This is a genomic window from Nostoc foliaceum FACHB-393 (assembly GCF_014698505.1).
Taxonomy (GTDB): Bacteria; Cyanobacteriota; Cyanobacteriia; order Cyanobacteriales; family Nostocaceae; genus Nostoc; species Nostoc foliaceum_A.
The window spans coordinates 14783-30092 of sequence record NZ_JACJTD010000020.1; the positions used below are offsets into that span (position 1 = coordinate 14783).

General features: G+C 42.9%; 9 protein-coding genes. 7 read left to right on the forward strand and 2 right to left on the reverse strand.

The window, feature by feature from the left end; genetic code table 11:
* The first annotated feature begins 45 nt into the window (after positions 1-45).
* Positions 46-5139: a CHAT domain-containing protein gene (locus H6G92_RS17555; protein WP_190894927.1), complete on the forward strand. Its 5094-nt coding sequence runs from the start codon at positions 46-48 to the stop codon at positions 5137-5139.
* A gap of 791 nt (positions 5140-5930) precedes the next feature.
* On the opposite strand, the gene H6G92_RS17560 is transcribed toward H6G92_RS17555, so the two are convergent.
* Positions 5931-6590, reverse strand: a complete 660-nt coding sequence (locus H6G92_RS17560) for a hypothetical protein (protein WP_242059176.1) — start codon at positions 6588-6590, stop codon at positions 5931-5933.
* A 225-nt stretch (positions 6591-6815) separates the two neighbouring features.
* On the opposite strand from H6G92_RS17560, the gene H6G92_RS17565 reads away from it, so the two are divergent.
* The 3 genes from H6G92_RS17565 to H6G92_RS17575 all read left to right on the forward strand — a co-directional run bounded on the left by H6G92_RS17565 (position 6816) and on the right by H6G92_RS17575 (position 9652).
* Positions 6816-7490, forward strand: a complete 675-nt coding sequence (locus H6G92_RS17565) for a response regulator transcription factor (RefSeq protein WP_190894928.1) — start codon at positions 6816-6818, stop codon at positions 7488-7490.
* 197 nt (positions 7491-7687) lie between these two features.
* Positions 7688-8950 carry a sensor histidine kinase gene (locus H6G92_RS17570; RefSeq protein ID WP_190894929.1) on the forward strand — a complete coding sequence of 421 codons (1263 nt, stop codon included), beginning with the start codon at positions 7688-7690 and terminating at the stop codon, positions 8948-8950.
* Positions 8951-9103: 153 nt separating this feature from the next.
* Positions 9104-9652 (forward strand): general stress protein, encoded by a 549-nt coding sequence (locus H6G92_RS17575; RefSeq protein ID WP_190894930.1) that lies wholly within the window; start codon positions 9104-9106, stop codon positions 9650-9652.
* On the opposite strand, the gene H6G92_RS17580 is transcribed toward H6G92_RS17575, so the two are convergent.
* Entirely contained in the window at positions 9642-12380 is a 2739-nt protein-coding gene (locus tag H6G92_RS17580; protein WP_190894931.1) for a cation-transporting P-type ATPase, read from the reverse strand. The two genes, H6G92_RS17575 and H6G92_RS17580, sit on opposite strands and share 11 nt — an antisense overlap.
* A gap of 270 nt (positions 12381-12650) precedes the next feature.
* Here H6G92_RS17580 and H6G92_RS17585 point away from each other — a divergent pair, with 270 nt between their 5' ends.
* The 3 genes from H6G92_RS17585 (at position 12651) to H6G92_RS17595 (ending at position 15056) form a co-directional block, all read left to right on the forward strand.
* Positions 12651-12947 carry a hypothetical protein gene (locus tag H6G92_RS17585; RefSeq protein WP_190894932.1) on the forward strand — a complete coding sequence of 99 codons (297 nt, stop codon included), beginning with the start codon at positions 12651-12653 and terminating at the stop codon, positions 12945-12947.
* A complete protein-coding gene (locus H6G92_RS17590) occupies positions 12944-13963 on the forward strand; it encodes an AI-2E family transporter (RefSeq protein ID WP_190894933.1) in 1020 nt (339 codons plus the stop codon). The genes H6G92_RS17585 and H6G92_RS17590 overlap by 4 nt, the downstream gene beginning before the upstream one ends.
* A gap of 103 nt (positions 13964-14066) precedes the next feature.
* Positions 14067-15056 carry a zinc-dependent alcohol dehydrogenase family protein gene (locus H6G92_RS17595; protein ID WP_190894934.1) on the forward strand — a complete coding sequence of 330 codons (990 nt, stop codon included), beginning with the start codon at positions 14067-14069 and terminating at the stop codon, positions 15054-15056.
* Positions 15057-15310 lie beyond the last annotated feature (254 nt).

Here is a 15310-nt window from a genome sequence, read left to right on the forward strand (position 1 = left end):
AACATTATATTCTGGTAAGCAGGTAGAAAACTTGGGATTACTTCGATGTCACCACTGATCTCCATTGTCATCGTCAATTACAATCGGGAGGCTTACCTTCAAGAAGCGATCGCCAGCGTCTTAGCACAGACATGGCAAGACTTTGAGCTACTGATTTGGGATGATGGCTCCACAGATGGATCAGTGGCGATCGCCAAAGAATATGCTCAACAAGATGGGCGAGTACGGGTAGTCCAAGCACACCATCAAGGGCTTACTGCGGCACTTAAAGCAGCAATCAAGCAAACTAGTGGCGCTTACATCGGTATCGTAGACAGTGATGATATCCTAGTCCCCACCGCCCTTGCCCAAACTGCTCAAGTCCTTAACAGCCATCCAGAAACAGGATTTGTTTACACCGATTACTTAAATATTGATCGAGACAGTAAAGTGATCGGTTACGGTCATCGCTGTGGCATTCCCTACTCTCAAGAAGGTCTTTTAGTCAACTTCATGACGTTTCACTTCCGCCTGATTCGGCGGTCGGTTTATGACCGGGTGGGAGGTGTTAACAAGTCGTTCCGTTGTGCCCAAGATTATGACCTATGTCTGCGACTTTCAGAAGTAGCTCAAGTGCGCCGTGTTCCAGAGCCACTTTACCTCTACCGGATTCATTCTCAAAGCATCTCTACTACCAAAAGAACAGAACAAATCCTCTGCTCTAAGCGAGCGATCGCTCAAGCACTTTGGAGACGCGGATTAGCAGACAAGTTAGAAATCGATGTAGAATTGCCAGCAGGTCGCTTCATATTGCGTCGTAAAAAACCTCTAGTGCCCAGCATCGCCGCTTCAGTGCTAGCTATTGTAGCGATGAGTTCGGGATTAGCCCAAGCACAACAAATTGTCCCTGCTACTGATGGCACAAACACAATTGTTACACCCAACGGCAACCGACTTGATATCACCGGCGGTACAACTTCAGGAGATGGTGTAAACCTCTTCCATAGTTTTCAACAATTTGGGATTTCACCAGAACAAATCGCCAACTTTCAAGCCAGTCCGGCGCTGCAAAATATTCTTGGTCGGATCACAGGCGGGAATCCCTCGATTATTAATGGCTTAATTCAGGTAACAGGTGGCAATCCTAACCTATTCTTGATGAATCCAGCCGGATTTATTTTTGGATCAAATGCCAGCTTAAATGTGCCTAGTGCTTTCACGGCGACAACAGCCAATGGTATTGGTTTTGGCAGCAGTTGGTTCAACGCTATTGGTATTAATGACTACACTGCTTTAGTTGGAAACCCCAACGGATTTGCTTTTAGTACCAACCAGCCAGGAGCGATCGCAAATGCTGGAAATTTGGCTGTAGGTGCTGGGCAAAATTTGAATTTATTAGGCGGTACGGTTGTAAACACTGGGCAACTTTCGGCACCGGGGGGACAGATTACTATCACATCCGTACCAGGGGAAAATTGGGTGCGTCTCAGTCAGCCAGGAAATCTGTTGAGTCTGGAAATTCAGCCCCTCGCCTCTAGTAGCAACCAACCTAATAACTGGACAATTCCCATTGCATCTTTACCGGAATTGCTCACAGTTGGTAACACTGACACAGGATTAACTGCTAACCCTGATGGGACTGTAAAATTGACAGGCTCTAATGTCACAATTCCTACAACTCCAGGGACAACGATTGTTTCGGGCATTGTGGATGTATCGAGTCAAACAGGCGGGACAGTAACTGCTTTGGGTAAACGAGTTGGAGTGATTGATGCCAATATTAACGCCTCTGGAAACAATGGTGGCGGTACAGTGCTAATTGGCGGTGATTACCAAGGTAATGGGACTTTACCAAACGCAGATCAGACTTATGTTGACTCCAAGTCCGTCATTGCAGCCGATAGCAATTTGAATGGAAACGGCGGACGCGTCATTGTTTGGGGTAACGATACAACCCAGTTTTTTGGTAATATTTCGGCTCGTGGAGGAGCAAATGCTGGGAATGGTGGTTTTGTAGAAGTATCAGGCAAAAATTTCTTGACTTTCAACGGTTTGGTAGATACTTCAGCCCCCAATGGTAGCTTTGGCACTTTATTATTAGACCCCAGCACATTGACAATTATCGATGGTGGAGTGGGTAGTTTTGATGCCACAGCTGGCAATATTGCCTTTGACGCTCCAGATATTGGAGCTAACACTGTTTCTTGGGGTGCGATCGCAGCTTTGGGATTCGGTGCAAATATCGACTTACAGGCTACAGGAAATATTACCATTAATGACATCACAGGAGCTACGCCTGGAGTGACTACCGATGGTGTCGCTACTTTAAATTTGGGTAATAGCGGTAGCTTCAGCCTGACTTCACAAAGCGGTTCTGTAAACTTTGTTGATCCCACCAACACAATCCAGACAACCGGGGGAGCCATTAACATTTCAGGAGCTAGCTTATCGCTGGGAAATCTAAATACAAGTACAGCTAATGACAATAGCGGCAATGTAACCTTGTCTGCAACTGGCGACATTACTGCGGGCAACATTATTGCCAGTGGTCAGGGTTACTCGTCCGCAGGTAATATTACAGTCCAAAGCACAAGTGGTGGAATTACCCTAAATAACCTAGACACTAGCAATAATCAAGGGTTTTTTGGATTTGGATATGGTAGTAATATTATTACGGATGCGGGAACAGTAAGTTTGAGTGCCGCAGGCAATATCCTCACAGGTACAATTAATTCTTTTTCAAATGATGCTAGTGAATCAGGTAGGGGTGGCGATGTAATCGCAACAAGCACAGGCGGCAGTATCACCACAGGGGGAATTAACTCGTCTTTAGTCAAGTTTGGAGGTGGCGAATTTACCGGCACGGCTGGCGCAGTCACTTTGACTGCCAGAGATAATATCATCGTTAATGGCGCTATTGATGCCTCAGCAACTGCTACCGGAGTGGATGGTGATGCAAGTGCTACAGGTGGTAACGTTACTTTACAAACCACCAATAACTTTGGCAGCACAATTCGCTTTAGCAGCATCAACGCACAGGCGACAACGGACTTTGGTGATGCTAATACCCTTCAAGGTGGTAATATCCAAATACTGACAAACGGACTAGTTCAAGGAATAGGGACGATTATTGTCGATGATATCGATACAGGTGTCACGATCGCTACAACTCCAAACGTTCAATCTACTCCTTCTGCGGAAGGTACTATCAGAATTCGACACGATGGTGGCCCAAACAATGTGCCATTTACTGTAGGTGATGGGAGTGTCAATGGCACAGCAGGGTCAATTAATACAGGCGACAATTCTATCGTTGCTTCAAACAGCTTTCCAGTCTTGCCCACTGGTGGAGATGCTAGCGGCACTCCAACGGATATCACCATTACTTCCGTCAACGCGCCTCCTACATTAACGGCAAACTCATCGCTACCCAATACCCAGACCAATCAAGCAGTAACCTTAACATTCTCTAGTTTGGCTGCACTGGTTCTCGATACTAATAATGACATCACCTCCATTCAGGTTGATGTGGTGAATACAGGAAATCTCACTGTCAATGGTCTTCCCGTTATCCCTGGTGTTACTACCTTATCTAGCGGCGATACTTTGGTGTACACACCCCCGGCAGATACTAATGGCTCACTCAATGCCTTTGTAATTAGTGCAAATGATGGCGTTTCCTCTTCTGCACCTGTACAGGTAGGAATCAACGTCAGTCAAACTCCTACCACGATTCCTACCCCGACTTTTACTCCGACTCCTACTCCAACTTTTACTCCGACTCCTGCCCCCTGTACATTCCAGTGCAATCCACCAGGTAAACCGATTGACCCTGGCACCAATAATCCTAATATTGATAACCCCGTTCTTGATACCAATCCCACTCCCGAAGGGAATTTCACAGATGATTTTGTCGACCATTTAGGCATACCCACTCCTAAAACTAAAACACTAGATGATGCCAAAGAAATTGCTCGCAAAATAGAAGAAGCGACTGGTGCCAAACCTGCATTTATTTACACCAGCTTTGTCCCCGTGGAGATTCTACCAGAGGAAAATTTAGGTAAAACTAAAAAATTTACTAAACAGTTGAATACCATAGCAGAGCAGGGTAGCGATCAACTAGAGTTAGTGGTAGTAACTGGAAAAGGTGACCCCATCCGCAAGCGCATCCCAGAAACGACCAGAGCCAAAGTTCTCCAAGTAGCTGAGGAATTTCGCAACCAAATAGTTAGTCCACAAAATCGTCGCCGCACCGGTTATTTGCGTTCATCTCAACAACTTTATCGCTGGATTATTGCACCACTAGAGGCAGATTTACAGGCAAGAGAAATCAACAATCTGGTCTTTTTACCAGATATTGGGTTACGTTCAACCCCAATAGCAGCACTTCACGATGGTAAGGGGTTTCTAGTAGAAAAATACAGCATTGGTTTGATGCCCAGTCTGAGCTTGACTAACACCCTTTATAAAGACATTAAAAAAGCTCAAATCTTAGCGCTGGGGGTTTCTCAAAGTACTCAGGGACAAGAGCCTTTACCAGCAGTCCCCCTTGAGTTATCAACACTGGTGTCTAAACTCTGGCAAGGCAAATTATTGTTGGACAAGCAAGCCACCTTAGAAAATCTCAAAACTATCCGCCGCCAACAACCTTTTGGGATTATTCACATGGCAACCCATGCCGATTTTGCTGCTGGTACTTTGAGTAATTCCTATATTCAACTGTGGGAAGACAAGTTACGCTTGAACCAACTACGACAGTTGCGCTTGAATGAACCCGAAGTTGAAATGCTGGTGCTGAGTGCTTGTAGAACAGCCTTGGGGGATGAAGAGTCCGAACTGGGATTTGCGGGTTTAGCAGTGCTGGCAGGTGTGAAAACTACTGTTGCCAGTCTTTGGTCGGTCAACGATGCTGGTACAGCAGCGTTGATGACGAAATTTTATGAGAACTTGAGGACATCTTCTATTAAGGCAGAAGCTCTAAGACTTGCTCAGGTAGGTATGGCTAAAGGACAGATTTACGTAAAGGATGGCCAAGTGCAAGGTTTGGGAGTAGCTGGGAGCTTGCCTTTACCTGCTAACAGTGTTGATGAAGGGGAGCAATTACTTACCCATCCTTATTATTGGGCTGGATTCACAATGGTTGGCAATCCTTGGTGAAGTGGGGAATTTGGCGACTCTCAATATGCTTGGGTTAAGCAAAGCGCAACCCAACAAAGCCACGGAAATGTTGGGTTTCGTTACTCAAACGCCACTTGCTACCCTGCGGGAACGCTAAAAGCGAACAAGTCGGGAAACCCGCCCAACGCAATGGCTCCCCAACCTACGCAGTTTAAGGCTTTTGGCGCTAACTAAACCGTATTGGTCTATAAATTCCTCTTTAACCTCTTCTCTCTGTGTTATGGCGGTTCTTGTTTACGTGAGGTATACCCGTAGGGGCACGGCACTGCCGTACACATCGTGGTGTAATGTTGTACCGCATCTGAATGGGAACCGCCATATCTGTGTCTCTGCGGTTTCTTTGAAACCGCAGAGACACAGAGAGCGCTGAGAAAAATGATCTTATTTTACGAATCAGCTTGAAAGGGCTAGTCCGAACAGAATTCAGTGGGGGGCTTACGGCGAATTAGTTAAACTAGGGAAAAATCTAAAATCCTTGCATTCCTTTCGCAGAGGAAGTAAGTAGGCGTGAATAATTAAAGGTTTGTAGTAAGGGTTGAAGCTTTTACTACTAGCTAATTTAATCAAATTTACATTGCTTAAAATAGTATGATTTATTCTTGGCCACTTACTTAAGTGAATATCTTTATGAGTAGTGTAGTCTTATTATTAATTGGTTTAGGGACTTTCTTCTTAGCTTGGAGGACTAAAGACGAAATTAATCGCATTGCGGCGATGGTAGCTGGGACAATTTCTCTGGTTTGGGGATTTGCTTTAGCTCCTGTGTCATTTCAATTAGTATTTGAAATTATCTCAGTTTTAGCGGCTTTCTTTGTTTGTATGCGTTGTTTGGGTTGTGATTTAAACCAAGATTGATTTCTGACTTGATAACGGATTAGTTTTCTGACTTCTTCAGGAGACAAATTTAGTAATTGAGCAGTCATTGCTTCTACCATATTAATCTCAGTTACTGGTATCACAAAATCCAACTTGATCAAAGCATTGTTGGCGGTTCTAACCTCAACAAAGCTAATTCCTTGCTCTTTTTGAATTTCAGCTTTGATTACTTTCAAGCTCACCGGAATCTGTACCTGCATTTGTTGATTAAGTTCTAGCTTTTTTTCTTGAGGATCTAATCCCAATTCTTGTGCGATCGCTACTTCTGAAAAATTTGAATGAGTGAACTCTAACTCTAACCTTTTAAGCACAGAATTATCCGTTTTAATCTTAACTTGAGTAATTTTTTGCTCTTGCTCTATTTTCAGATCAATCACTCTAAAATTCAGTGTGAGCTTCACCTGCGGGAGTGTATCTGCTTGCAACTTATCCAGCGTCCTGTAAGAGAATCCTAATAATTGCTTTGTTAACAAATCGCCACCAGTCCAAAAGGAATTTACCAACAATAGTAAAGATAAAATAAGTAGTAAAATTTGTGGTCGTAAATAAGGCATAAATTTTAAATTATTAATTTATATACAATATAAACTAGTCTGATATTGGCAAAGTTATAAACACCGAAAACTACCTATTGACGCATACATAATATGTCTTATGGTAGAACAATTTCAAATCTCAAATTGGGATAGTACTTATATAAGATATAAGGAAAAATTAGCTTTATTCTTATTAAGTAGTGCTGGCAATTTTCATGGAATGACTTGACATCGAAAGGTTTTATGCGGATATTACTAGTAGAAGATGATTTTGAACAATTAGAGCCATTACAAGGTATTTTATCCGAAGCCGGATATATTGTAGATGCTGCGGAAGATGGGGAAATTGCCCAGTGGTTGATTTCCGAAAAAGATTACGATCTCTTGATTATAGACTGGATGTTACCGACAATTAGCGGGTTGAGTCTGTGTCGCCAGTATCGTCTCTCTGGTAAGACTGCACCTGTGTTGATGTTGACTGCTAAAGACACCACGCCTGATAAAGTTATGGGTTTAGATGCGGGAGCAGATGATTATTTAGTCAAACCCGCAGACTTGGTGGAACTCTTGGCGCGGGTACGTGCTTTGGGGCGGAGAGTCCCCAATTGGCAGGGAGATAGCCTGCGGGTAGCGGATTTGCAATTGTATTTAGCTGAATTAAATGTAGAACGAAGTCACGTAAAAGTAGAATTATCTCCTCGTGAAGCCAAACTATTAGAATACTTGATGCGTCACCCTAATCAGGTTTTAAACCGTAACCAGATTGAAGAAGCATTGTGGGAGTGGGGTATGGAACCAGAAAGCAATGCTTTAACCGTGCTAGTACGCAAGTTGCGGCAGCGCTTGCAAGTATTGGGTGCAGCAGACTGGATTAAAACAGTTTACGGCATGGGTTATCGTTTAAATCCACAAGAATAAAGTTAGGAGTTATATCATGTCCGCTTAATTAGTTATTATTCAGGGCATCTATGCAAAAATCTTAAAACTCTCTTTCCCCCTGCTCCCTGCCCCCAGCGAGAAATGCGGTCTTAATGATAAGTCTTTTACCGGACATGATATTAGGAGCCACCCAATTTTAGATTTTAAATTTTTTCTTCAATGACCAATGACAATTTATGTTTAATCGTAGCCGTCGCAATCTCGCAAGTTGGTTCACCCTAACAATGGGTGGTATTCTGATTGCTTTTGCGGCGGTAGTTTACTATGTGGAAGTCATAGATGAGTTAGAGGAACTGGATAGATTACTTTATAAAAAAACCAGTGTGATGGCAGCGAATGTGAAGTCAGAACTGTACAATGGTCGGCGACAGCTAGACTTGGAACATGTACCATTGTTGGGGAGTATGGTACAACCATTGGCAGATAGTCAACTAGTGTATGCAAGTTGGTATGATGACCAAAAGCAACTAGTACAATTTTTTGGTGCGACTCCAAGCGATCGCCTTTCAGTACTAGGTGGATTTGATACTATCAAGACCGATGATAAAGTATGGCTGCGTCAGGTAACTTTGCCTGTTTACCAGGATGGTTTATTAATTGGTTACATGCAAGCAGCGATGCCAATCACATCTCTTGAAAGTGCTTTAGCTGAATTTCGGCTAGTTTTGGCGATCTCAGTGCCCATTACCTTGGGTGCAATTGCCCTGACTGGTTGGTGGTTGGGAGGACTAGCGATGCAACCAATTCGCCACAGCTACGATCACCTTCAACGGTTTACAGCTGATGCTTCCCATGAATTGCGATCGCCTTTGACAGCAATTATTAGCAATGCTCAGTTTGGCTTTCTGTCTAAATCTACCGATCTTGAGGTGCAGCGTCAACGCTTCCAAAAGATTTTTGATATCGGCCAGTCAATGAGTACTCTGGTGAATAATCTGTTGTTTCTAGCACGTTCTCAAGGTCAATTACCCACCGAATTGCTACAAGAAGTTGACCTCAAGAGTTTACTTGTGCAAATAACAAATGATTATATTACACACCAAGATGCACAACATCTTAGTTTGATTTCCAAATTGCCTAATAACAGTGTAACTGTATTTGGTGATGTTAACTTGCTCCGGCAAGCAGTTGTAAATTTAGTTAGTAATGCTTGTAAATATACTCCTGCTGGTGGTCAAGTGCAGTTGCAGTTATTTACTCAGTCCCATTCGGCTGTAATTCAAGTTATAGATAATGGAATTGGGATTCCCGAAAATGATTTGCCATATATATTTGAGCGATTTTATCGAGTAGATAAGAAACGCTCTCGCAAAACTGGGGGATTTGGTTTAGGGTTAGCTATTGCTCAACAAATAATCCAATCTCATGGCGGTCATATTAGTCTCAAAAGTGTAGTCAAAGAAGGGACAAATTTACAAATCTATCTTCCTTTAAAGTAATCTTGATATTTTTGATTATCACATTCTAGTCACATTTATTGTTAACACTGAAGATAAATCAGGCAAAGACGAAAACCCAGTAAGGGATGAGAATAAAATACGAGTGTTATTTAATCCGCATTCCTCAGTTCATTAATACTTTTGAGAGGTAAAATGGCTTCAGATCAACTCCAACATGCAATTGGTATATTTTCTCAAAAGCAAGGTGCATTACAGGCGCTCGATGAGTTGAGAAATAGTGGCTTTCCCATGAATAAGATTTCTGTAATCACCAAAAATCCCAAGCTAGATGAGCAACTTGATGATACCGACACGAGCGAAAATAATATTACTCCATCTGAAGGTGCAACAATGGGTGCATTAGCAGGTGCTAGGACTGGTGGTTTACTTACTTTGGTGGCTGGTTTAGGTGTGTTACTAATTCCTGGGTTTGGCCCAGCATTAGCTGTAGAGTCTTTTTTAGTAACTCTTTTAGGAAGTGGAGCTAGTGCAGCAGCTGGTGGTCTGGTTGGCGCACTTCGAGGGTGGTTTCTTCCCGAAGAAGCCGCGAAACTTTATAACGACCGAGTATTTCAAGGGAATTATTTGGTAACGATAGAAGGCACAGAAGATGATATCCGTTGTGCCGAACCAGTTCTGAGGCGTTGGGGTATTCAGGAGTGGCGGGTTGTTCAAATTCCTCAGAGTTCATTCAATCAATAGGGTCGAAGCGATTTACTAGATTTGCTACTACAACCATTGGTAAACCGACAAGAAAACAAATTAACCATTGATTTAAATTCAGTGGAGCAGTAGAAAATAAGTTATTCATTAAATTCCACTGACTGAAAATTATCTGCAAAACTATTGTACAAGCTATGCCAATTCCAATTGCTGAGGCATCGCTTACTGTCTGTCTAACTCCCCGAAGTTGATTAATTAGGGCAATTCCTAATTGACTAATACTTAAAAGATAAAAAATTCTACCAGCGACTAAAGCTTGAATTGCCATTGTTCGAGATAAATCTATATTTCCTGTAGTTTGTCGTATCCATTCAAATACACCAAAAATCAAAATCCAGTTAAAGATAGAAATTACCAGAATCCGCTTAACTAAACTTTTAGAAAGTAATGGTTCGCGGGGGCTGCGCGGTGATTTTTGCATCACCCTTTCAGACTTTGGCTCAAAGGCTAAAGGTACAGTCATCGCAATGGAATTAACCATATTTAGCCACAAAACTTGTAAAGATAAAATGGGCAATTCTCTGGCTAGCAGTACACTAATTAAAATTGTCATTGATTCGCCACCATTAACAGGTAGGATAAAGGCGATCGCTTTGAGCAAATTTCGGTAAACAGTCCGCCCTTCCTCAACCGCAGCTTCTATGGAGGCAAAGTTATCATCGGTCAAAATCATGTCTGAGGCTTCTTTGGCTACCTCAGTACCCGCGCCCCCCATTGCAATCCCAATATCTGCTTGTTTTAGGGCTGGTGCGTCATTGACACCATCTCCTGTCATTGCCACAACCTCTCCTTTAGATTGAAGGGCTTCCACAATGCGGAGTTTTTGTTCTGGGGCAACACGGGCAAATACTGCCCCATCTTCTATAGCCGTCGCCAGTTCTGATTTATCCATTTGGGCAAGTTCAGCGCCTGTGAAAGCCAGAACTTCACCATTTTTATTGAAGCCCATACGTTCAGCGATCGCTCGTGCAGTGATCGCATGATCGCCTGTAATCATTTTGACTTGGATACCTGCATTTTGACATGCTTCCACCGCTGCGATCGCTTCTGTTCTGGGTGGATCAATCATCCCTTGTAATCCCAAAAAAACCAAATCTTTTTCGATATCTGCATGATCGAGGGAATCTTGAGCCGCCGATGCAGATTTCTTCGCAAAAGCTAGCACCCGTAAACCCTGATTAGCCATTGCATCAACTTCTTGATGTACAGTTTCTGCATTTATGCGGGCAAGGTTTCCCTCAGCATCCAACATCTGCTGACAACGTTTGAGGATGGATTCTACCGAACCTTTAACATAGATAGTTCTAACTCGTGAAGAATTTTCCCTACTCCCTCCTTCATGCAAAGTTGCCATGTATTGAAACTCAGACTCAAACGGGATAATATCCAGCCTGGGCATTTCTTCTTCTAAGTTGCTACTAGTCATGCCAACTTTATTCGCAACAACTATCAAACCTCCCTCTGTGGGATCACCAACAACCTGCCACTGCCCGTCTTTTGTCTCCAAATGAGAATCATTGCATAACAATCCAGCTTTCAGGCATTCTTCCAAAACAGGAGAATTCTGCAAATCCACTGGCTGTTCATCGAACAAAATTTCTCCCTCTGGAACATAGCCTCCACCTGTAACTGTATAGTTTTTACCTCCGGAATGAATTGCTTGTACAGTCATCTGATTTTCGGTCAGAGTGCCAGTTTTATCAGAGCAAATGACTGTAGCACCGCCGAGAGTTTCAACTGCTGGCAATTTGCGAACGATCGCATGTCGTCGAGCCATGCGGGAAACACCTATCGCTAGTGTTACCGTAACTACAGCAGGCAAGCCTTCAGGAATTGCACTCACAGCAAAAGCAACAGCAGCTTCAAACATTGCTGCCCATAAGTTGCCATATCCCAGCCCGACTGCAAAAGTCAGCGCAGCTATACCCAAAATGATGTACAGCAAGGTACGGCTAAATTTATCAAATTTCCGAGTTAAGGGAGTTTTCAGGCTGGTTCCTTGCTCGATGAGTTGGGAAATCCGCCCGGTTTCCGTAGCTTCTCCAATCGCCACCACAATCCCTCTAGCAGTACCAAAGGTGACAAAGCTACCCGCATAAGCCATGTTAGTACGTTCTGCCAAAGGTGCATCTGCATCCAGGGGCTGGGTATTTTTTTCAATAGCGACTGACTCACCTGTAAGTGCTGATTCATTCACTTGCAGATTCTTGGCTCGTACAAGACGCAAATCGGCTGGTACTTTATCTCCAGAAGCTAGTAGCACCAAATCCCCAGGTACTAAATCTGCTGATGGAACCTGTACCTTTTGACCGTTGCGAAGGATAGTTGCGTTAGTTTGTACTGAAGAAGCTAAGGCTGCGATCGCACTTTCTGCTTTCGATTCTTGAATAAAACCAATAATGGCGTTAATCAGGGTTACACCCCAAATTACCCAAGCATTTACCCACTGTCCGATTAAAGCTTTGATTGCACCCGCAATCAGCAAAATGTACAACAAAGGTTGGTTAAATTGCAACAAAAACCTTAATATTGGGCTTGTTCCAGCTTTGCCCTTGAGTTCATTAGAACCAAAACGTTCTCGTCGTTTTGTGACCTCATCTGAAGTCAGACCTGTTTCTAGATTTGTGTTTAAATGCCGAGCCACCTTCGATTCAACTAGATTGTGCCATTGCTGTGGCTGCATAATTTCTTCAGATGTTGCTGTCATATTGTTCGCCTCAAGTTTGGACATTGGGAGAGTAAAGTCTGAGCGTTCCCCATTTGGTCGTTACGTAAACATCAAAATTATAAAAAATAAATGTGATTGAAAAGTGATTAACTACTTCAAGCCTAAAGTATAAAATCTAAAAAACAATTTTTAGATTTGCTCTCACCTGATATTCACATTTAAGAAGTAGGCTATAAATAGCAGGATACTAGTTAAAAAAGCTTGGCGTAATTTAGTTGTAATTACGGTATTCAATAACTGTATTGGTATATGTCAAAACAAAAATCCTATACCATTTTCTGGTTTTGGTTAAAAGTCACTTTATCAGCATTCTTTTTCTTGAGCGCGATGAATTTGTTGCTGCTTGTATTGTTCAGCTTTCTGAGAGTGCCTTCTTTTGTTATTGGTAATGACACATTTTGGTTATTGCGTTGGCAGTATGAGCCGGGTGCTAGTTTTGTAATTGCCTTCAATCCTTTGGTGTTAATTAGCATAGCGGCTGTCATTGGTTTTATTGGAATTTGGTGGAAACAAAAGCCCAAGCAGCATAGGAGAAAGACAAGATGAAATTAGGGCAATACTTGGGGTTGCTGGGACTAATTGTTTCGCTCTACATCTTCTGGCAAATTCGGCAGTTAGTGTTACTGTTGTTTACTGCTGTAGTATTGGCAGTGGCGATTAATCAACTGGTTTTGTGGTTTCAGCAGTTTGGAATCAAACGGATTTGGGCGGTTTGGCTGAGTGTAAGTATTGTCATAACACTGCTAGTTGGCGTTTTCTTTTTGATTGTGCCGCCATTTATCCAACAGTTTCGGGAATTAATAGTGCTTTTACCAACTGGAATAGATCAAATTCAACGGGCTATCAACTGGTTAGAAAAACGCATTCTAGAAATCTATTTACCAGAGATTCCTGACATCAATAATTTTATTGAACAACTACAACCTTGGGCTACAAATCTATTACAACAGGCGATCGCTCTTTTCTCAACCTCTGTAACTGCAATATTAGAACTTTTGTTAGTTATAGTTCTGACTTTAATGCTACTTGCTAACCCGCGCCCTTACCGGAGAGCTTTTGTCCGCTTATTCCCTGCCTTTTACCGTTCGAGAGTTAAAGAAATTCTCTCCCTTTGTGCAGAAGGTTTGGGCGGTTGGACAATCGGTGCTTTGATTGAAATGGTATTTATTGGCCTACTCAGTGGATTAGGGCTATGGATTTTACAAGTACCATTGGTACTAGCTCATGCAGTTTTAGCAGGGTTACTCAACTTTATTCCGAATATTGGCCCAACTTTGAGTGTAGTATTGCCAATGGCGATCGCTTTTCTCGATGCACCTTGGAAAGCCGGGGCAGTAATAATTTTATACATCGTAATTCAAAATATTGAAAGCTACTGGCTCACCCCAACCGTCATGGCAAGACAGGTGGCACTATTACCTGCTGTCACCCTGACGGCGCAAATTGTCTTCGTGACTCTTTTTGGAGCTTTGGGACTACTAATGGCAATACCACTGGCAGTAGTTACTAAGACCTGGATAGAAGAGGTGTTATTTAAAGATATTTTAGATCAGTGGCAGTAAGTTCCTTTCTCAAGTTCTTACCATATAGTTAACCGCGTATTCTGATATCACCTTGGCAGCCAGGTTAGTTGCCACCACTTAGTTAAAAAAATTTGAATTGCTTATGCGTGCGATGATTTTGGAAGCACCACGCCAACCCCTACGGTTAGCCCAATTGCCACAGCCAAAACCCAATTCTGAGCAAGTACTGATTCGCGTTCATGCTTGTGCTGTCTGCCGCACAGATTTGCATATAGTTGATGGAGAATTGACGCATCCCAAATTACCTTTGGTACTTGGGCATCAAATTGTAGGTACTGTAGAGGCAATGGGGGAAAGCGTTGATAAATTTAGTATAGGTCAACGAGTTGGTGTTCCTTGGCTCGGTTATACTTGTGGCGATCGCTGCCCCTACTGTCTCTCTAATCGGGAAAATCTTTGCGATTATGCCGAATTCACTGGTTACAATCTTAACGGTGGTTTTGCCGAGTACACTGTAGCCGATTACCGCTTTTGTTTTCCCCTAGACCCTAGCTATCCTGATTTGCAAGCTGCACCCCTGTTGTGCGGTGGCTTAATTGGTTATCGCGCTTACAGAATGGCTGGTGATGCACAAAAAATAGGTTTTTATGGCTTTGGTTCAGCTGCTCACATTTTGATACAACTGGCTTGTTATCAGAAACGTCAAGTCTTTGCCTTTACTCGTTCTGGCGATCTTAAAGGACAAGAGTTTGCCCGTCAATTGGGTGCAACTTGGGCAGGTAACTCAGATGTATTGCCTCCAGAACCTTTGGATGCAGCGATTATTTTTGCTCCTGTAGGAAATTTAGTCCCCACTGCTTTGCGTGCAGTAGCCAAAGGCGGTGTCGTAGTTTGTGCAGGGATTCACATGAGTGATATTCCCTCTTTTCCCTATGACATTCTTTGGGAAGAAAGGGTGTTGCGGTCTGTTGCTAATTTGACTCGCAGAGATGGAGAAGAATTTCTGACTTTAGCTCCCAAAGTTCCGATTCGTACAGAGGTAAATGTTTTTCCCTTAACTCAGGCAAATGAGGCTCTGGATGCCCTTCGTAGTGGGAAAATTGAAGGTTCGGCTGTTTTGGTTGTGGATTAGTATTTAGGGACAAAAATATACCCCCCGTAAGTAAGTCGGCGTAAATAATTATTGTTGCAATAAGGCAGGGGGCAGGGAGCAGGGAGAGAAAGAGTTTGAGCTTTATTTACTTTTATTTACATAGTTTAGTTTGCTTTTATTGCGCCGACTTACTTAGTCTAGCTAAAAATGTTAGGCTCACCGAAGAAGCGGAGGGGCGCTTTGCTCTTAGCAGGGGGAGCAAGAGAAGAGTCCCAAAGCCGTGGAGCGGAGTG

Coding starts and splice junctions, on each gene's coding strand:
- H6G92_RS17565 (WP_190894928.1), top strand. CDS start 6,816: ATGCGGATATTACTAGTAGAAGATGATTTTGAACAATTAGAGCCATTA.
- H6G92_RS17570 (WP_190894929.1), top strand. CDS start 7,688: ATGTTTAATCGTAGCCGTCGCAATCTCGCAAGTTGGTTCACCCTAACA.
- H6G92_RS17555 (WP_190894927.1), top strand. CDS start 46: ATGTCACCACTGATCTCCATTGTCATCGTCAATTACAATCGGGAGGCT.
- H6G92_RS17590 (WP_190894933.1), top strand. CDS start 12,944: ATGAAATTAGGGCAATACTTGGGGTTGCTGGGACTAATTGTTTCGCTC.
- H6G92_RS17560 (WP_242059176.1), bottom strand. CDS start 6,590: ATGCCTTATTTACGACCACAAATTTTACTACTTATTTTATCTTTACTA.
- H6G92_RS17575 (WP_190894930.1), top strand. CDS start 9,104: ATGGCTTCAGATCAACTCCAACATGCAATTGGTATATTTTCTCAAAAG.
- H6G92_RS17585 (WP_190894932.1), top strand. CDS start 12,651: ATGTCAAAACAAAAATCCTATACCATTTTCTGGTTTTGGTTAAAAGTC.
- H6G92_RS17580 (WP_190894931.1), bottom strand. CDS start 12,380: ATGACAGCAACATCTGAAGAAATTATGCAGCCACAGCAATGGCACAAT.
- H6G92_RS17595 (WP_190894934.1), top strand. CDS start 14,067: ATGCGTGCGATGATTTTGGAAGCACCACGCCAACCCCTACGGTTAGCC.